The sequence below is a fragment of the Pelagicoccus sp. SDUM812003 genome (assembly GCF_031127815.1).
Lineage (GTDB): Bacteria > Verrucomicrobiota > Verrucomicrobiia > Opitutales > Opitutaceae > Pelagicoccus.
This window is the reverse complement of record NZ_JARXHY010000001.1, coordinates 232,309-250,003: the sequence shown is the minus strand read 5'-3', so window position 1 is coordinate 250,003 and position 17,695 is coordinate 232,309. Positions and strand designations below refer to the sequence as shown.

At 58.3% G+C, this 17,695-nt stretch carries 16 protein-coding genes; 6 read left to right on the top strand and 10 right to left on the bottom strand.

Going from position 1 to position 17,695, the window contains the following annotated elements; all coding sequences use genetic code 11:
- The first annotated feature begins 298 nt into the window (after positions 1-298).
- From QEH54_RS00940 to QEH54_RS00925, 4 genes are all read left to right on the top strand, one after another.
- Positions 299-1,843, top strand: a complete 1,545-nt coding sequence (locus tag QEH54_RS00940) for a hypothetical protein (protein WP_309016733.1) — start codon at positions 299-301, stop codon at positions 1,841-1,843.
- An 88-nt stretch (positions 1,844-1,931) separates the two neighbouring features.
- Positions 1,932-3,308 (top strand): glutamate--tRNA ligase family protein, encoded by a 1,377-nt coding sequence (locus tag QEH54_RS00935; RefSeq protein ID WP_309016732.1) that lies wholly within the window; start codon positions 1,932-1,934, stop codon positions 3,306-3,308.
- Positions 3,309-3,355: 47 nt separating this feature from the next.
- A complete protein-coding gene (locus QEH54_RS00930; protein WP_309016731.1) occupies positions 3,356-5,023 on the top strand; it encodes a glutamine--tRNA ligase/YqeY domain fusion protein in 1,668 nt (555 codons plus the stop codon).
- Between the two features lie 109 nt (positions 5,024-5,132).
- On the top strand, positions 5,133-5,552 hold the full coding sequence (locus QEH54_RS00925; protein ID WP_309016730.1) for an SRPBCC family protein: 420 nt from the start codon (positions 5,133-5,135) through the stop codon (positions 5,550-5,552).
- Between the two features lie 101 nt (positions 5,553-5,653).
- Here the strand turns inward: QEH54_RS00925 and QEH54_RS00920 are convergent, their stop codons facing one another.
- From QEH54_RS00920 to QEH54_RS00910, 3 genes are all read right to left on the bottom strand, one after another.
- Positions 5,654-6,775: a response regulator gene (locus QEH54_RS00920; RefSeq protein ID WP_309016729.1), complete on the bottom strand. Its 1,122-nt coding sequence runs from the start codon at positions 6,773-6,775 to the stop codon at positions 5,654-5,656.
- Between the two features lie 9 nt (positions 6,776-6,784).
- Positions 6,785-7,318, bottom strand: a complete 534-nt coding sequence (locus QEH54_RS00915) for a chemotaxis protein CheX (protein ID WP_309016728.1) — start codon at positions 7,316-7,318, stop codon at positions 6,785-6,787.
- Positions 7,319-7,578: 260 nt separating this feature from the next.
- Positions 7,579-9,186, bottom strand: a complete 1,608-nt coding sequence (locus QEH54_RS00910; RefSeq protein ID WP_309016727.1) for a sigma-54 dependent transcriptional regulator — start codon at positions 9,184-9,186, stop codon at positions 7,579-7,581.
- A 215-nt stretch (positions 9,187-9,401) separates the two neighbouring features.
- Here QEH54_RS00910 and pseB point away from each other — a divergent pair, with 215 nt between their 5' ends.
- Entirely contained in the window at positions 9,402-10,400 is a 999-nt protein-coding gene (pseB, locus tag QEH54_RS00905; RefSeq protein ID WP_309016726.1) for a UDP-N-acetylglucosamine 4,6-dehydratase (inverting), read from the top strand.
- Between the two features lie 14 nt (positions 10,401-10,414).
- Entirely contained in the window at positions 10,415-11,458 is a 1,044-nt protein-coding gene (gene pseI / locus QEH54_RS00900; protein ID WP_309016725.1) for a pseudaminic acid synthase, read from the top strand.
- On the opposite strand, the gene QEH54_RS00895 is transcribed toward pseI, so the two are convergent.
- The 7 genes from QEH54_RS00895 to fliD form a co-directional block, all read right to left on the bottom strand.
- Positions 11,455-12,459: a hypothetical protein gene (locus QEH54_RS00895; protein ID WP_309016724.1), complete on the bottom strand. Its 1,005-nt coding sequence runs from the start codon at positions 12,457-12,459 to the stop codon at positions 11,455-11,457. The genes pseI and QEH54_RS00895 overlap by 4 nt on opposite strands.
- Positions 12,456-13,631 carry a UDP-4-amino-4,6-dideoxy-N-acetyl-beta-L-altrosamine transaminase gene (pseC, locus tag QEH54_RS00890; RefSeq protein ID WP_309016723.1) on the bottom strand — a complete coding sequence of 392 codons (1,176 nt, stop codon included), beginning with the start codon at positions 13,629-13,631 and terminating at the stop codon, positions 12,456-12,458. The genes QEH54_RS00895 and pseC overlap by 4 nt, the downstream gene beginning before the upstream one ends.
- A 19-nt stretch (positions 13,632-13,650) precedes the next feature.
- The gene (locus tag QEH54_RS00885; protein ID WP_309016722.1) at positions 13,651-14,010 is read right to left on the bottom strand and encodes a hypothetical protein; all 360 of its coding nucleotides are present in this window, start codon (positions 14,008-14,010) and stop codon (positions 13,651-13,653) included.
- A 137-nt stretch (positions 14,011-14,147) separates the two neighbouring features.
- Positions 14,148-14,606, bottom strand: coding sequence for a flagellar export chaperone FliS (fliS, locus tag QEH54_RS00880; protein WP_309016721.1), 459 nt, complete (start codon positions 14,604-14,606; stop codon positions 14,148-14,150).
- Between the two features lie 67 nt (positions 14,607-14,673).
- On the bottom strand, positions 14,674-14,952 hold the full coding sequence (locus QEH54_RS00875; protein WP_309016720.1) for a hypothetical protein: 279 nt from the start codon (positions 14,950-14,952) through the stop codon (positions 14,674-14,676).
- Between the two features lie 101 nt (positions 14,953-15,053).
- Positions 15,054-15,716 (bottom strand): hypothetical protein, encoded by a 663-nt coding sequence (locus QEH54_RS00870; RefSeq protein WP_309016719.1) that lies wholly within the window; start codon positions 15,714-15,716, stop codon positions 15,054-15,056.
- 71 nt (positions 15,717-15,787) lie between these two features.
- Positions 15,788-17,497: a flagellar filament capping protein FliD gene (gene fliD, locus QEH54_RS00865; protein WP_309016718.1), complete on the bottom strand. Its 1,710-nt coding sequence runs from the start codon at positions 17,495-17,497 to the stop codon at positions 15,788-15,790.
- Between the last annotated feature and the right edge of the window lie 198 nt (positions 17,498-17,695).

The window sequence follows — 17,695 nt, the reverse complement described above, 5'->3', positions numbered from 1 at the left end:
TTCTTAATCGGCGGCTAGGCCCCTAGCATTTCACCCTCATTGGCGAAAAAACGAGAATTTCTAAGGCATTCAGGCATCAGCCGCCACGGGGCGCTGAGCGATTCCCGCAGGCCGATAGGCGAAAGCCCTCCCCCCGTAGAGCCCTCGCGAAAACGGCTTCACTAGACTTCGCCTAGGGCCCCCTAACGCTCAATCAGCATCCAGTCGAACCCGCTCGGCTAGAAGCGTTTCGAGACTCAAAACGCTCGCCAAGCTCATGCGAATCGGCAGGATTGGACTCGCCCCCTTTTCTCCCCTTATGAAACCCAGCTCTCCTCTCGTACTGCTGCTCGGCTTGAGCGTCCTCCTGCTCGGTGTCTCCACCCAAGGACGCGCAGCTCCCAAATGGCTCGTCGGCCAAAGCGACGGATTCGTGGTCTACAGCAACGATTCCGCCCGAGCCACGCGAGGGGTCGTCGAGGAACTGCGCGACGCTCGCAGCCTCTTCGAGAAACTGTTTCCGAGCTTCGGAGCCCGTCGCTCCATTCCGATACGCGTGGTGGTGTGCTCCGGAAGCAGCACCATCAAAACCTTTTCCCGCCTCTACGAAGACAAGCCGACCACCTTCGGCGGCCTTTTCTTCAACGATTTCGAGGGACCGACCATTATCATCAATACCAGCGGCGACTGGGAGTTCACTCGGCAGACCGTTTACCACGAGTACATCCACTACCTGACAAGCCATACCAATCGCTACCTGCCCCCGTGGCTCAGCGAGGGACTAGCAGAGCTGTTTTCCACCATCGAACCCAGAACAGACGGACGAATCGAGGTCGGAAACCCCGTACCCTACGGAGCCCAGACCTACCAGGAAAACAAACCCATCCCCTTCGAACGCTTCTTCACCGTCACTCGCTACTCGCCGGAATACAACTCCCGCAAGCACGGCCGCGGACAGTTCTACGCCCAGTCCTGGCTGCTGCTCCACTACCTGAAGTTCGGTGAGACGGATCTGCCGGAAACCGCCCTCGGGGCCCTGGTCAAACGGGCGTTGCTCGACGGAATCGTGACCGAGACAACCCTGCAGGAAACGCTTGGCATGGACTACGACCAGCTGGGCCGCGAGCTCGATCGCTACAGCCGACGCGGCACCTTTCTGCGAAGAATCTACGAACTCAGCCAGGAGGAGCGCCACTTCGAGCTCGACCTGCGCCGAGCTTCCGAGGGCGAGGTGAATCTGCTCATCGGCTCTCTGCTCCTCTACAACCGCGGCCCGAGCGAGGCCTACAGCAAGCTCGCCTATGCCGCTCAGCAGCTGCCTGACTCGCCGCTGGCCCATGCCTACCAAGGCTACCACGCTCTGCGACAGGATCAGCCGGAGTACGCCCTGGAAAGCTTCGGCAAAGCCGTGGAGCTAGGCAGCGAGTCGCCCCACACGCTAGTCGCCTACGTGCGCTCCTGGATAAAGGTCCACGACCCGAGCGGAAGCATCTCGCGCAATCTCATCACCAAGGAAGACACCTCGATCCTCCTCGGCCACCTTTTCAAAGCCCGCCAGATCGCCGGAGCCTTCGACAAAGGCCTCTACCAGCAGATCGGAGCGGTTTGGCTACGCTCGAAAGTCGAGCCCAACGACAAGCACATGGGAGCGCTGTCCGAAGGGCTCTCCGTCTTCCCCGAAGACGATCTGACCGCCTACTACCTCGCCCTCTACTTCGAGCGCGCGGAACGCTACCCAGAAGCCAAGGCGATGGTGGACCGCTACTATCCGCATAGCGTCTCGGGAGAAGCCTTGCAGGCCTACCGAAAGCTGGACCAACGCCTTGTCACGCGGCTCGCCGCGAAAGACGGAAGCGGATCCTGACGCCTCGCCGCCCGCTTCCCATTCTCGGGCGCGCCTCGCAACCAGAGCTTGATTAGCCAGCGCTTTCTGCCAACTGTACCGCCCTCTTATGTCCAAGGTACGCGTCAGATTCGCTCCCAGCCCCACCGGCTCCACTCATATCGGCACCGCCCGCACCGCGCTCTTCAATTGGCTCTACGCCCGCAAGACCGGCGGCGCCTTCGTGCTGCGCATCGAAGACACCGACAAGGAACGCAATACCCAGGCAGCGCTCGATGAGCTGCTAAGCGGCCTAAAATGGCTCGGAATGAACTGGGACGAAGGTCCGGAGGTCGGCGGCGACTACGGCCCCTACTTCCAGAGCCAGCGGGGAGATTTCTACAAGGAGTACCTGCAAAAGCTGCTCGACGCGGGCCGGGCCTACGAACAGGACGGGGCCATCTTCTTCAAGCTGGAGGGCGAACGCTACACCGAATACGACGACTATCACAAAGCCGAGATCGAAAAAGTGCGCGCCGAGCCGGTCGTGATCGACGATCTGATCCGCGGCAAGGTGACCCGTCGCGAAGAGCGCGACTTCGTCATCGTGCGCTCCAACGGCGACCCATCCTTCCACTTCGTGAACGTGGTGGACGACATCGCTATGGAAATCACCCATGTGCTGCGAGGCGAGGATCACCTTTCCAACACTTCCAAGCACGTGGAGCTCTTCAAGGCCTTCGGCGTGAAGCCGCCCGTCTACGCCCATATGCCCATGATCCTCAAGGATCCCAAGCTCGGCAAAGGAAAGATGTCCAAGCGCGACCGCGGAGCCCTCATCGAGGAATACCAGCAACGCGACTTCCTCCCCGAAGCAGTGGTCAACTTCATCGCGCTGCTCGGCTGGTCCCCCAAGGACGACCAGGAAGTGCTCAGCATCGAGGAGCTGATCGAGCGCTTCGAGGTGAGCGACCTGCAGAAAGCAGGCGCCCGCTTCGACGAGAAGAAGATGTCCCACATCAACTTCGAGCACATGAAGCGCCTGCCCATCGAGCGCTACCTCGCCCCAGCCAAAAGCGCCCTGAGCAAAGCCGGTCTGATCGACGACGCGACCGACGATGCCTACCTGACTCAAGTTCTCACGCTCTGTCAGGAGAAGATAAACAGCTTCGAAGACTTGCCCGCGTTTTCCGCCTACTTCTTCACCGAAGCCTATTCAGTCGACGAGAAGACCGACAAGAAGATGCGCAAGCGAGCAGACGCCGGCGAGCGCCTGGGAGAAGCGATCCCAGCTCTGGAGGCTCTGCCAGAGTGGCGAGCCGACTCCATCGAAAGCGCCCTCCAAGGCCTAGCCGATGAAAAGGAGCTCAAGGTCTTCGCTTGGTTTCCGCTCCTTCGCTTCGGCGTCAGCGGAGTCGGCGGCGGCCCCGACCTGCTCCCTATGCTGGAAACGCTGGGACAGAAGAAAGTGGTCGCCCGTTTGAAGAAATTCCAAGCCTCGCTATAACCACCTCGCCCCACCCACCTCAGCCTTTAGACTTCAGCCTCCCAGCCATGAGCGACGAAAAGCCATCGAACTTCATTCGCGATATCATCGACGAAGAGCTTGCCGCAGGTAAACACAGCCAAATCGTTACTCGGTTTCCGCCCGAGCCCAACGGCTACCTGCACATCGGTCACGCCTTCGCTATCGGCGTCTCCTACGGAATCGCTCGCGACTACCAAGGGAAGTTTCACCTCCGCTTCGACGACACCAATCCTGAAAAGGAAGACACCGAATACGTCGAATCCATCAAGGAGGACGTGCGCTGGCTGGGCGCCGACTGGGGAGAGAACCTCTTCTTCGCCTCCGACTACTTCGACCAGCTCTTCGAATGGGCCAAAGGTCTGGTCAGGGACGGAAAAGCCTACGTGGACGACCTCACTCCCGATCAGATGCGCGAGTACCGAGGCAGCTTGACCGAGCCGGGAAAGAACTCCCCCTATCGCGAACGCTCGCCGGAAGAAAACCTCGACCTGCTCGAACGCATGGCCGCGGGAGAGTTCGAAGAGGGGAAAAAGGTGCTGCGTGCCAAGATCGACATGGCGCACCCCAACATGAACATGCGCGATCCGGTGCTCTACCGCATCCTCAAAGCCCACCACCACCGCACCGGCGACAAATGGAAGATCTACCCGTCCTACGACTTCACCCACGGGCAGAGCGACGCCATCGAAGGCATCACCCACTCCCTCTGTTCGCTGGAGTTCGAATACCACCGTCCGCTCTACAACTGGTTCATCGAAAACCTGCCCGTGCCCAGCAATCCGCGCCAGATCGAGTTCGCGCGCTTGAATGTTGAATACATCATCACCAGCAAGCGAAAGCTGCTGCAGCTGGTGAACGAAAAGCATGTGCGCGGCTGGGACGATCCGCGCATGCCGACCATCGCCGGCCTGCGGAGGCGCGGCTACACGCCGGAGGCACTGATCGAGTTCTGCAACCGAGCCGGCGTGGCGAAGCGCGAACGCGTAAACGAGTATTCACTTCTCGAATACTGCCTCCGTCAAGACCTCGAAGACAAGGCGCTGCGCCGCATGGCGGTGCTCGATCCGGTGAAGGTGGTGATCGAAAACTTCCCCGATGAAACCGAATGGTACGAAGGGCCTAACCATCCTGCGGACGAATCCCGCGGCGCCCGCAAGGTCCCCTTGACCAAAGAAATCTACATCGACCGCGACGACTTCATGGAGGACCCGCCCAAGAAGTTCTTCCGTCTCGGACCAGGTCGCGAAGTGCGTCTGCGCTACGCCTGCTACATCACTTGCACCGATTTCAGCACGGACGAAGCAGGCAACGTCACGGAAATCCGGGCCACCTTCGACCCCGAGTCGCGCGGAGGTTCCACGCCGGACGGTCGCCGGGTCAAGGGCACCATCCACTGGGTGAGCGCCACAGAGAACACGCCGATCGAAGTCCGCCACTACGAGCAGCTCTTCATCAAGCCCGACCCCAACGAGGTCGAGGAAGGGCAGACCTTCATCGACAACCTGAATCCGGATTCCGAAGCGGTGCTGCAGGCCTTCGGCGAGCTCGAACTGAAGAACGCTCGTCCCGCAGAGCCGATCCAGTTCGAACGAAAAGGCTACTACGCGCTCGACGCGGACAGCGACGAACACCGGCTGGTCTTCAATCGCTCCGTTGGCCTGCGCGACAGCTGGAGCAAGAAACAAGGCAAGTAGCCCGGCACTCCCCGAACCGCCTTCCAGAAGCCGCCGACCATCGCCTTGGCGGCTTCGTTCCTTCAAGACGTTTGCCAAATCCCGGTCGCGCTGCCACGATCCCTTCACTGTGAAAATCCGCGAGCGCATCGAGATCAATGCTCCTGAGGACGTGGTTTGGTCTCACGTTTCCAAGCCAGAGCTTTGGCCAGGCTTCGTTTCCAAGATGCAAACCGTGCAGCGTCTCGAGGACGGCTTCTACCGAATCGAGATCGGAGGCAAGGAGGTCATCGGAAAGTTCGAGCTCGTCCAACCACGCACCCGACTGCGCTTCGCAGGCCAACTGACGAGCCAGCCCAAGGTCTCCGAGTTCGTCATCGAATACCGAATCGAGAACGCGCCCAAACGGGTAGTCGTTTCTGAAATACAGGAGTTCCACGTGCCGTTTCCCTTCAATCTGCTCGTCGCCTTTCTCTCGCGCTTCGGAAAGCCGCAAGGCGAAACGAACCTGGAGATCCTGAAGGAGCTGTGCGAGAGCGGGTCCTCCTAACCGATCGCATCAGCGATTTGGATACAAGAAACCCGCTACCGAGTAAATGGGCAGCGGGTTTCAAGTGAAAGAAAACTAGATCTCTACCTAGTTATGGAGAATTACAGAGAGGCTCTGGCGCTCTCGACCGTGTCGCAGAACTTCCAGTCCTTGGACTCTTCGAACTTCTTGCTTTCTTCGCGAACGACCTCGTTGCCGGCGAGAGCGTAGTTGAGGCTCAAGTCGCGACAGGTCTTCATGGAGTGAAGCAGGAGCTTGATCACGTCCATGTTCAGGGCGGAAACCTTCTGAGCGTCGAAGATGATCTTGGAGATGCCGGCGTCGACGGCCTGGCTGGTCTTGTCCTTGAGATAGGTGCTGACCTCGTTGACCACGGCTGCGTTGCATGCCTTCGGCAGGCGAACCGTCATGTAGTCTTCGTCGATGACAAAGTACTTTCCGGAGGTGTCGAGATTGACCGCCTTGCCGATTTTGGCCTCGAGCTCCTCGAAGTCGATCGGTTTGTGAATGATGGTGCTGAAGCCGGCCTGCTGAGCTCGGGCTTGCTCTTCGGAAGCTGTTTTCACCGAGAGACCAAAGAGCGGCACGTACTTAGTCTTGGCGTTCGAGCGCACGATTCGGAAGAGCGTAATGGCCGCGTCGTCCGGGAGGGAAAGGCTGATGATGATGCAGTCTGGCAGCTTCTTCTGGCAGAAGTCGATGGCCTCGCCGGTGGAAGCCACGCCATTGATGACCCAAGGCGTATGGGCAAATCCCTTCTTGATCTGCTCGATGATGGCGGGCTTGTCTTCGACTATCAGGATGTCGATCGGATCGTCGATCTTCTTCTGCTTGGGCTCGGCTTCGCCTGCAGGGCGTAGATCCACCACGCGGCTCACCTTGTCGACCAGCACCTCTTCCTTGAACGGCTTCACGATGTAGTCGCGCACCCCGATCTTCGCGATCTTCATCACGTTTTCACGGCCCGCTTCCGCAGTGAGCATGATGACAGGGATGTGCTTAAGCGAGGGGTCCGACTTGAGCTTGGTCAGCATTTCCACGCCGTCCATTACGGGCATGGTGATGTCCAAGAGAATGATGTCGGGGGTGGTCTTGGCAGCCATGGCCAGACCCTCGACACCGTTTTGAGCTTCGAAGATTTCGCAATCGAAGGACTTGAATGACTTCTTTACGATGATGCGAACCGTCTTCGAGTCGTCTACTGTTAGGATTTTCAAACGCATGGTGGGAGATTAGTTTTCTTCTTTCATGAGGACATCGATGACGAAGGAGCGACCCCCGCAATCGAATTTGTAAATACGCCTTAAGGCAACTTCCGCGGGTTCGATGGAAAAGTTCGAACCGCGCAAAATGGATGGGATGGTCATTCGGCACTCGAAGCCCTTGTTGCTAAGGTCGTTCTTGAAAGTGCCTACGATCATGTTGGTCAGCTCGCCGATGGCGTCGTTCACCAGCTCATGATCCTCGGCTCCGATGTCGTCTTCATCGAGGTCCAAAAGCTTGCAGGTGGCTTCCATGGCCAGCGGGAGCTCCATGAAAATATACATGATCCCAGTCAGGTTTCCGATGAAGCCCACGGTGCCCGCGATCATCGGAGCTGAAGCGTCCACAGGGAGCTGAATACCCTCTACGCAGGTCTGCTCATCCACTTTGATCACCTTCTTAATCACCGCCGTCTTATCCAGCATGGTGTTGAAGACACTGTTGATCGCGTTCGAAGAAAGAGCTTCGAGCTCCTGGTCAGAGATTGGAAATGTCTGTTGCATGAGTTTAGGGTACGTTCGTGGCGCTCCCTATATATCGTTCCTCGACCTGAAAGGTTTAGGAGGAAATTGGGGACGGACTCGTCAAAAAAGAGGTAATCCTACAGAGCCTACTACGCAGAGCGACTAGGCTGCGCTCGCGCCGAAGGTCGAGTACCCTTCCCGACCGGGATGGACACTCCTCCGACCGGGTCCACACTTCTGAAGCGACACCCCTCTAGCAGGGCTCAGTCGAGCCTACTGCGCCAATGCGGCGGGCCTGTTCAATCGTCGCCGCCCGGAATGTATTCCCCGTCCTTCCGGTAGGCGGAGATCTTGTTGCGAAGGGTCCGGATGCTGATGCCGAGAATCTTGGCCGCCTTGGTGCGATTTCCTTCCGTGGTCTCCAAGGTGCTCAGAATGTGCCGCTTTTCGATCTCTTCCAAAGGCAACGGGGCTTCTTCCACCTGACGGCCTCGTTCCTCATCGACGTTCGACTGCGAAGGAGCTGGTTCCTCCCGTTTCGGGGGGGCGTCTGGCATCCCACGCGAAGGAGGCGAATGCGGAGCGAAGCCACCTTGAGGGTGATCATAGAATCCGCCACCAGGGGCGTGGGCGTGTCCCGCCATGCTTCCGGGAGCGTAGCCGCCGCCCGCATACGCTGGCATGGGATGCTCCATCGGCTGGCCGTACACAGGCGCGGTCAAGGGAGCCGAAACATTGGTCGGCATGGCGAATAGGCCGAGGGACGCGGAGGAAATCATCTGCGCCGATTCCGTCAGGATCACCGCCCGCTCGATCGTATTCTGCAATTCGCGCACGTTTCCCGGCCAAGGATGCTGATCCAAGGAGGCCAAGGCGCTTTCCTCGAAGCCTTTGATTTTCTTGCCGTGCTTGCGGGCGAACTTCTGAGCGAAATTTTTCGCCAGCAAGGCCACGTCTCCATGACGATCTCTCAGCGGCGGAACCTGAATAGGAAAAACGTTGAGGCGGTAGTACAAGTCCTGGCGAAACAGGCCCCGTTCCACGCTCTGAGCCAGATTGCGGTTGGTGGTGGCGATGACCCGCACATCGACCTTGATGGTCTTGTTTCCACCCACGCGCTCGAACTCTCGCTCCTGCAAGACGCGCAGCAGCTTAGCCTGCACCTTAGGAGAAATCTCGCTGATCTCGTCGAGGAGAATGGTGCCACCGTCCGCGAGTTCGAACCGCCCCTCGCGACGCTGCGTCGCTCCGGTGTAGGCCCCTTTCTCGTGACCGAAGAACTCGCTCTCGATCAGCGACTCCGAAATCGCGGCGCAATTGACCCGAATAAACGGAGCGTTCCGACGGGCGCTGCAACGATACAACTCGTTTGCCACCAGCTCCTTACCAGTCCCATTTTCGCCGCAAATCAGCACCGTCGCCTCGGTCGGAGCGACCTTTCGAATCACGTCGCGCAGCTGATTGATAAAGTTGCTCTTGCCGATCAACTCGGCGCCTTCGCTGTTCTCGCTGGCCAGAAACTGGTTCACCTTTACCAGCTGACGGTAGTCCTGAGCCTTCTTCACCAGCACGTCGATCTGCGAGGACGAGAAGGGTTTGATGATGTAGTCGAAGGCCCCCGACTGCATGCATTTCACCGCGGACTCCACGGTGCCGTAGCCCGTCATGATGACGACCAAGGGTGGATTCTGCATCCCCGCAACTCTCTCCAGCAGCTCGGTGCCGTTGCCGTCCGGCAGGTGGACATCCACGAAAAGCAGGTCGAATTCGTCTTTGGACAGGTGCTCGTCCGCCTCTTTGAGAGTCCCCACGCTGCAAACCGAAAACCGCTTTCGGCGAAGTTGTTCCTCCAAGGCTTTGCGAATCACTAGCTCATCATCGAGGATGAGAATTCTTTCCAAAGTCATAGTCTAGGGGAGCGCGTTTTGGTTGCAGTTCAAACAAGATAATGCCGGCGGACTCTGCTTAGCCCACTTTAACAAGATACTTATTTAGAAGAGGATTGAAACAAATACGAAAGCATAAATTGTAAAACACGGCTCAAAGATCAGCTCACCCCCGACTTTTGTTGTGGTCCGTGGCGATTCCCGCAGAGGAGCCTCACACCTCCCTACCCAATCATATGCTCGAAGGTAAAACGATCCTCATAACCGGTGGCACCGGTTCGTTCGGCAAACGCTGCTGCTTGGAGCTTCTCCGGCATCACAATCTCGGAAAAATCATCATCTTCTCTCGCGACGAGCTGAAGCAATCGGAGATGGCCGCCTCCCCGAACTTCAGCAGCAAAAAAATCCGCTACTTCATCGGCGACGTGCGCGACAAGGACCGACTGGTTCGCGCCATGACGGACGTGGACTTCGTCATCCACGCCGCCGCTCTCAAGCAGGTTCCCGCAGCGGAATACAATCCGCACGAGTTCATCAAGACCAACATCAACGGCGCCATGAACGTGGTGGACGCGGCGATCGCCGCCAAGGTCAAGAAGGTCATCGCCTTAAGCACCGACAAAGCGGTCAACCCCATCAACCTCTACGGCGCCACCAAGCTCTGTTCCGACAAGGTCTTCACCTCCGCCAACAACTACTCCGGCCGCGACGGCACGCGTTTCTCCATCGTGCGCTACGGCAACGTCATCGGAAGTCGCGGCTCGGTGGTCCCCCTTTTCATCAAACAGCGTGAAAACGGAACGCTGACCCTCACCAAGCCCGAGATGACGCGCTTCGTCATCATGATCGGAGATGGGGTGAACTTCGCCCTTCGCTCGCTAAACGACATGGTGGGCGGCGAGGTCTTCATCCCGAAGCTGCCAAGCTGCTCTCTGGAGAACTTGGCCAAAGCCATCGCGCCCGAGGCGAAGATAAAGGAGATCGGCCTCAGACCGGGCGAAAAGCTGCACGAGGCCCTCTTGCCGGAGGACGAATCAAACAAGTCCATCGAGCAGGCGGACCGCTACATCATCCACCCTAGCCTGCCCTACTGGAACTACACCGGACAAAAGGTTCACCGCGGAAAGCCCTGCCCGACTGGCTTCAGCTACTCCAGCGAAACCAATCCCGAGCAGCTCAGCGTGGAGCAGATCCGCGAGCTGATCGACCGCTATCAGCTCAACACGCTGGACTAAGGAAATCCGACCGCATGTCCCTTATCGATCGCGTCCTCGATCCCACCCAAGCTCCGGTCATCGTCGCCGAACTCTCCGGAAACCACAACCAGAGCATCGATACGGCGCGTCGCATCATCAAAGCCGCCGCGGACGCCGGAGCCGACGCCGTAAAGCTGCAGACCTACACGCCTGACAGCATCACCCTAGATAGCGATCGTCCGGAATTCGTCGTTCAGGGCGGACTATGGCATGGACGCCGGCTGCACGAACTCTACGCGCAGGCCTGTACGCCCTACGAGTGGCACGCGGAGCTCGCCTCCTACGCCCACTCCCTTGGCATCGCTCTCTTCAGCACCCCGTTCGACGAAGCGGCCGTAACGTTTCTCGAGGACGCGATCGCGCCGGAACTCTATAAGATCTCTTCCTTCGAACTGACCCACATCCCTCTGCTCAAAGCAGTCGCCGCCACCGGCAAGCCCGTCGTACTGAGCACCGGAATGGGCACTGAAAACGAAATCGACGAGGCCGTGTCGACACTCCGCCGCAACGGCGCCTCGACCGTCACCCTTCTCAAATGCGTTTCCGCCTATCCGAGCAAACCTGAGGGCTTCAATCTTCGCTCAATGCTCACCATGGCTGAGCGCTTCGCCTGTCCAGTAGGACTTTCCGACCATACCTTGAGCAACGAAGTAGCCATCGCCGCCGTGGCGCTGGGAGCGCGGCTCATCGAAAAGCACGTCACCGACGATCGAAACGCCGGCGGCATCGACGCAGGCTTCTCGCTGGAGCCGGAGCAGCTGGCGCAACTGGTGGAACAAACGCGAAACGCCCACGCCTCCCTCGGCTCCGATCTCATGCAGGCTAGCGAGCAGGATCGGAAGCAAATCCATTTTCGCCGCTCCATCTACGCAGCCGCCGACATCGAACCGGGAGAGCTCTTCACCGAAGGCAACCTGCGCATCGTGCGCCCCTCGCTCGGACTGGCACCGAAACACTGGGAGAGCATCCTGGGGCAGCCCGCCAAACGAGCGATCAAAGCCGGCCGCCCCTTGCTCGAGAGCGATTTGCCAACCTAAGAAGCAAGCAGCTCTTCGATCTTTCGACGGACTCGATCAGCGCCTTCCGTATCCACATTCGAATACGGAACGCGGCCACGTTCCAACAGGAGGTCCAATTCGTAGCTAATGTTCAACGGCAAGTGGTGCATCCCTTCCCTAAACACAACGGGCTGCTCCCATATGTCAGCGACCTTCCGCGCGAACGCGGTTTGATTGTCGACGAGGCTTATGCCGAGAAACGGCAGATTCGCCGCAGCGAGCTCGTACAAGGTAGAGCCGCAGGCTACGACGGCGAAGGAGCAAAACGCCATCCATCCCGCTAGTTGAGAGGCGTCGATCCTCTCCAAAAATCGGCTCCTGCGAAACCGTCCAATCGTATTCATAACTCGTATACGATTTTCAGAACTAGCTCCGTACACCACGATCGGCACCACTTCGTCCCCTCGCCAGTCAAACAAGGAATTGAGAGCTCGATCGGTATAGCGGTAAGCGTCAGTGCCTCCGATCATCACCAAAACCGGTATGGATCCTCGAGGCAGCTCCCAGTCGTTCACCGGCTCCGGCTCACCAATGCCCTTTCTCAAAAGCGCGAACCGTTCGCCTAGGAGCGCATGCTTGGATCGGTAAACCGCGCTCTCCAAACCAAGCTCGCAATTGATGGCTAGATCGAACGAGCCCATGCTGCGTTGCTGCATATCGTCGATACCGATGAAGAGCCGAGCCGACGATGAGACGCTTTCCCAGTCCTGCCGCAGCCAATCGAACTCGGAGTCCTTGGTGTACATCTCGTCCACGAGCAAGACCTCGGCCTCCCTCGGCATCGTTTTCGTCACCTCATCAAACTCCTTCGCGGCGAAATCCGGCAGTGGCTCGTCCGCGTTCTCGCTCCAGAGAGTCGTCTTCCAACCGCTTTCCCGAAAGGCCGCAGCCAAAGCGGAGCACCGAACGATATGGCCCCAACCCTGGCGCCCCCCGTAGAGGCATTTGAATGCGATTTCCCTTTGTCCCACTTGTCTCATCTCTGCAAAAACGACTTGAGCGTCGAGATCACCCGGTCCTGGTCCGCGTCAGTGAGCTGCGGATACATCGGCAAACTCAAGCAAGCGGCGTAAAACGCTTCCGCGCCGGGGAGGGAAACGTGACCTCCCGCAAAATTCCTGTAATATGAATGCTGATACACTGGAAAATAATGAACCTGCACGCCGATCTGATGTTCCCGAAAATAGTGGTAGGCCGCCTCCCTTTCGATCGCGTTGGCAAAGCGAATCACGAAAAGATGCCACGCGGACTCCAAGGGGCGATGCGCCATGGCGACGCGTCCCGCGAACGGCTGGCGCTCCAAAGCGGCTTGATAACGCTGCGCGATCGCTCGGCGGCGCTCGAGAAAGCGGTCCAGTTTCCCCAATTGGCTCAGTCCCAGAGCTGCCTGCAACTCGGTCATTCGGTAGTGGCTGCCCAGTTCGACCTGATCGTAGAGCCAGTTCCGTCCCCTTTCCACGCCATGCGATCGCAGCCGACGAATCCTTCGAGCAAGCGTTTGGTCATTGGTCAATACCGCTCCACCCTCGCCAGCGCAGAGGTGCTTGACGGGATGAAAACTCAGTATCGCCGCATCGCTGTGGGAGCAAGAGCCGCTACGGCAGGTCGATCCGGCGCCATCCGGGTAGGTGGCCCCGATACTGTGAGCGGCATCTTCCACCACAAAGGCCCCCCTCTCTCGAGCAGCCGCTGCGATTCGAGGCAGATCCGGCGGCAATCCCGAATAGGAAACGGGTAGCCAAACCTGCTTTTCACTCTGCTCGGCCAGCCCGTCGGCCGCCGCCAGGAACTGCTCGGCGCTGGCCAGTCCGGAGCGATCGTCCACATCGACGAAAGCCACCTCCGCTCCTACGTAGCGCAGGGCGTTGGCGGTGGCCGCGAAGGTGATGGCCGGCACCAGTCCGACATCTCCCGCTTGGATGCCAAGCCCTTGGCAGCTCAGGTGCAAGGCGGCCGTGCCGCTGGAAACCGCGACCGCATACCGGGCGCCGGTGTATTCCGCCAACGACGCCTCGAAGCGTTCGATCTGGGGGCCTTGAGTAACGAAGTCCGACTTCAGCACATCCACCACCGCCTGAATGTCATCGTCCTCGATGCACTGGCGGGCGTATGGGATAAAAGAAGGCTCATCGCCTCGTCGCGACGCGGTCATTGAGAGAATGAGCGAGCGCTCAAGCCTTTCCCTTGAGCGTTCCGCGGGCAGCCGTGGAATCGGCGGACCGAGCGTATACGCGCTTGAACTTGTTGGCGGACACGGCGTTTTGACCGAGCTTGCGGTATTCGCTCCGGTTTTCCGCCAAGCGCTCGGAGAGCAGACGAGCGTTTTCGGATTCCTGCTCCAACACCTTGCGCAAGCGGGCGTTGAATTCGGACTTTTCCTGCTGGTCGGGCGCCGGCAAGGTTTCGGAGCTGAGACTCCGCAGCAGCTTGGCCTTCTTGTCCTGAGCTCGCTTGAGCTCCTCCAAGTTTCCCTCCTTCAAGGAAATGCTCTCCCGACGCGTCGCGACTTCGTAAGAAGCCAAGAGGGTCATTCGTCTGGAAGGAGCGTTTTCCGGCATGTGGGAAAATGTGTACAGCGGGACCACGCAGCGCAAAGCGAAAACGAAGAAGCCCGGCGACTTTAGCCGGGCTTTGAAGCATGACGTCGAGACGCCCCATCGGGTCGTCTTTATGCTCTGAGCGAAAGGCCTCCGCCCACGCTGGTCGATCCGTAAGCAGCTGGGGCCGGCGCGGGCCTCGCTTTGGGCGCTTGCTTGGTGAGCATCTCCGCCCACGCGTCGCGAACGTCGGTCACGAGCTTGATCACGATCTGGATCGGCTCCTTCTTCTTGTTGAAATTCGCTTCGTTGAGCTTCTGGTTATAAAAGTCGTACAGGGCGTACATTCTCTCCGCGAACTCTCCCCCTTTATCCATGCGAAGCGATCCCTGCAGCTCCACGAATATGTTCTGAGCCTTGATCAGGTTGTTGCTGATGATCTCGTTGCGCTTCTTGAAATCCGAAATCTGAAATCCTTCTAGGGAGCGACGCATGGCGTCCAAAGCGCCGTCAAAAAGCATCAAAATGAGACGTTCCGGGCTGGCAGAGAGAATGGCTGCTCGTTTGTACGACGCTGCGTTCGATTTCATTTAGTCGGTCAACAAATAGATTACGGTGTGATGGATATCGGACTCTAGGCCCGATGCGGTCAGTTACCTATTCATCATCGGCGAAGGGCACGATGAGTTTAGCCAAGTCGTTCATCATTTCCTTCGATGGAAAGTTCGGGTCGTTGAGCAGTTCCTTGCCCTTGGCCACCATTTCCGGACGCACTTCCGGGATCTGACGCAGCTTATCCAGAGCGTTGAGCTCGAGCTTGTCGCCCGCGGCGGCCTGATCCGGCTTGCTGGCCTGCTGGGCCTGGCCTGCAGCGTTCTGCTTGGCCAAGTTCTGAGCGTAGAGGTGGCTGGCGGTGTTTCGTGGATCTATGTTCATGATAGTCAGGTGTATTGGTAGTCTCTTCGGACGTTTGTTAATCTTTTGTTAAGTTAATAAACGGCTCTCTCCCGAAGATCTTTAAAACTTTTTAAACAAATTTAGCGAGGTGGTTGAATCGTGCTGAAGATCGCGTCCGCCACGTATTTGGAGAAGCGAGTGGGACTGTGCAGCACGGACTGAGTGTGATGCAATGGATATTGGTTGACCGATTGGGTCTGGAAATACTTGCGAGCGGCATTGGAGACAGCGGGATTGGCGGCATCGAAGACCTCGTCCGCGGCCCAAACGATCTCGCCGGTGTGGCCATCGAGCAGTTTGGCTCGCACGCCGATGCCCACTGGCTGGTACGGATTGTAGTAGCTGATGTCGATCAGCATCACCCCATCGATGGCGTAGACGGTATGGAGCTTGGAGAGAAGCGTGGTCGGAAGCAGCTCCACCGAGGCGAACTCCTCGGAGCCGAACATCTCCTCCATCCTTTCGGGTTCGATCGCCACCACCTCGAAAAGGTTTCGCTTCCCGATCTCCTGCACGAAATTGTCTCGGATGCTGCCCATCTCGATGTGGTCGTATCGGCCACGGGCCAAAGGCAGCAGAGCCACCCGCCGCAGGTGTTCCGGCAGCTCCGTTCCGCGATGCACGTTCTGCACCTTGTCCTTCTTTCCCAGAGTGGTGTCGTGACGGCTGTTGTAGGAGTGGACCGATTTGCAGCCGGAGAGGACCACCGCGCAAAGGGCGGCGACCGCTCCAATCTTGTACATTGGATTAGCCAGTGGTTTCATGCCTGTGGGAGAGTAAAATCATCGCGATCAGCGTTAGCAGCCTAGAGCATCTAAGTCCCAAGCTGCAGCGACGCAAGGGCCGCCGACTGGTTGCTGAGTTTTGATTGCGCCTCTTCCATGGCAATGAAGCTGGCTTCCAAAGCCGAGCGTTGTAACTCCAAACGTCGCTCCATCTCCTCGATCTGAGTGTCGATGGCCTTGTTTCGTTCGGTGTATTTCGACGTGATCGTATCCATGATCCCGTCGTTTTCCAAATAGCCTTCGGCGAATTCGTCGAGGCGAGATGTGAAACTGTTTTCCGCGCTGACGAAGAACTTCTCCATCGTGGAGAGATCGTTGGCGAGGGCGTCGTCCAGCTTGTCCGAATCCTTGATTTCGAGCTTGGAGGTGCCGCTGATGAAATCGATGCCGAAATGCTCCAGACGGAACAGGCCTTCCGATTCCAGCTCTTCCACCGCGTCAAACGCCATGCGGCGCAGCTTGGAGTCGAGCGAGTAGATTTCTCGGTTTCCGGACAGGACAGCCGCGGTCACGTCATTTTTTTCGACCGAGATCTTGGTCTTTTCCTGGATGTAGTCCTGTACGTCGTTGAAGGCGGAAATAAAGTCGTTGATCTTGGAGCGAACGCCTTCGGAGTCGCTGTTGATGGTCACGGTTTGCGTGCCTATCTCCGCCGCGGTGATGGTCACCCCGGTCAATCCATGATCCTGATCGGTGATCACGTTGCTGCGGCTGGTCTGGTTCGCTCCGCCATCGATGGAAAAGGTCAGGTCATCGCCGATGTCGGCGGCCCCGGTCAGGCCCATCGAAGCGAGCAAACCGTTTCCGCTGTCGATGACGTTCATGGCATAGGCCCCGGTCTCATTGTTCACGATGCGAAACTGGTCGTTCGCGGAATCGTAGGTCATGGTCACGTTGGCCGCGGAAGCGTTCACCCGCTCCATCAGAGCGCTCACGCTTTCGTTGTCAGCGTCGAAATCGATGGCCACGCCGTTGATGAAAAACGTGTCCGAGCCCGTGAGGGAACCAGTCAAGCCGCTGTTGGAAATGCTGTCGCCCAGGTCGACTACCCCCAGAGCGCGTCGGCTGGTCACTTTGGAGGAACCGCCTCCGCCATCCACGACCTCCAGCTGCTCCAATCGCATGGCTGCGAGAAAATTGCTGGTGTCGTCATCGCCACCTAGCTCGAGCTCGCCCGAAGCGCTGGTCAAAGAAATCTTGTCAGTGCCGGCGTCATAGCTGGCGGATACCACCCCGCTGGTCGCGGTGGAGATGGCATCGAAAACGTCCTGCAGAGTGTCGGTGGAACTAACCGTGATCTCCTGCCCGTTGACGCTGAACGTGCCTTCCGAAATGGCGGTAGAGAGCCGAAGATCGCTCACCAAGGTGTTTTCATCACCCATGGCTCCGCCGACATCCGCCGTGCCGACCCGCTTGGTGGCGGTGGCCAAAGTGGAGACATCGATCTTGAAATTGCCCTTGTTGGCGCTGGTGGCGGCCTTGGCGGTGATGTTCAGCGAATCGTCGCCCAAGGCGGCGCTCTTGGCGTTGAAAAGCGCGGAGCTGTTCAGCGCGCCCACCTTGCCTTGCAGCTTCTCGATCTTGCCTTTGAGCGTGTTCAAGGCATCCACCTTGTCGGTGTTGGCGCCTTGCTCCGTACGCAGGCGCCGCTGTGGAATCCTTTCGACCGCCATCAGTTGGTCTACCATTGAATTCCAGTCAAAGCCACTCGCTAAGCCTGCTACGTTGAAGTTGTCCATAGGTTAGTTTCTCGCGACTCGGCAGATGTCGCTCTCGAGGTTATCGGTCGATTGCGGAATACCTTTAGAAAATCCGCCGGGAATGGGCACATTTCTTCATCAGCCAAAGACAATCCTCTATCCAAAAACGGCCACCAACGTAAGTATAGCGGGCTTTTTACACTCCCTTGGGCCCCGAGGCTGGCCATTCTTAAAAAA

What these genes read in the sequence shown, in the direction of transcription:
- QEH54_RS00940 (WP_309016733.1), top strand. Translation starts at nt 299, where the DNA reads ATGAAACCCAGCTCTCCTCTCGTACTGCTGCTCGGCTTGAGCGTCCTC.
- QEH54_RS00935 (WP_309016732.1), top strand. Translation starts at nt 1,932, where the DNA reads ATGTCCAAGGTACGCGTCAGATTCGCTCCCAGCCCCACCGGCTCCACT.
- QEH54_RS00930 (WP_309016731.1), top strand. Translation starts at nt 3,356, where the DNA reads ATGAGCGACGAAAAGCCATCGAACTTCATTCGCGATATCATCGACGAA.
- QEH54_RS00920 (WP_309016729.1), bottom strand. Translation starts at nt 6,775, where the DNA reads ATGCGTTTGAAAATCCTAACAGTAGACGACTCGAAGACGGTTCGCATC.
- QEH54_RS00915 (WP_309016728.1), bottom strand. Translation starts at nt 7,318, where the DNA reads ATGCAACAGACATTTCCAATCTCTGACCAGGAGCTCGAAGCTCTTTCT.
- QEH54_RS00910 (WP_309016727.1), bottom strand. Translation starts at nt 9,186, where the DNA reads ATGACTTTGGAAAGAATTCTCATCCTCGATGATGAGCTAGTGATTCGC.
- pseB (WP_309016726.1), top strand. Translation starts at nt 9,402, where the DNA reads ATGCTCGAAGGTAAAACGATCCTCATAACCGGTGGCACCGGTTCGTTC.
- pseI (WP_309016725.1), top strand. Translation starts at nt 10,415, where the DNA reads ATGTCCCTTATCGATCGCGTCCTCGATCCCACCCAAGCTCCGGTCATC.
- QEH54_RS00895 (WP_309016724.1), bottom strand. Translation starts at nt 12,459, where the DNA reads ATGAGACAAGTGGGACAAAGGGAAATCGCATTCAAATGCCTCTACGGG.
- pseC (WP_309016723.1), bottom strand. Translation starts at nt 13,631, where the DNA reads ATGACCGCGTCGCGACGAGGCGATGAGCCTTCTTTTATCCCATACGCC.
- QEH54_RS00885 (WP_309016722.1), bottom strand. Translation starts at nt 14,010, where the DNA reads ATGACCCTCTTGGCTTCTTACGAAGTCGCGACGCGTCGGGAGAGCATT.
- fliS (WP_309016721.1), bottom strand. Translation starts at nt 14,606, where the DNA reads ATGAAATCGAACGCAGCGTCGTACAAACGAGCAGCCATTCTCTCTGCC.
- QEH54_RS00875 (WP_309016720.1), bottom strand. Translation starts at nt 14,952, where the DNA reads ATGAACATAGATCCACGAAACACCGCCAGCCACCTCTACGCTCAGAAC.
- QEH54_RS00870 (WP_309016719.1), bottom strand. Translation starts at nt 15,716, where the DNA reads ATGTACAAGATTGGAGCGGTCGCCGCCCTTTGCGCGGTGGTCCTCTCC.
- fliD (WP_309016718.1), bottom strand. Translation starts at nt 17,497, where the DNA reads ATGGACAACTTCAACGTAGCAGGCTTAGCGAGTGGCTTTGACTGGAAT.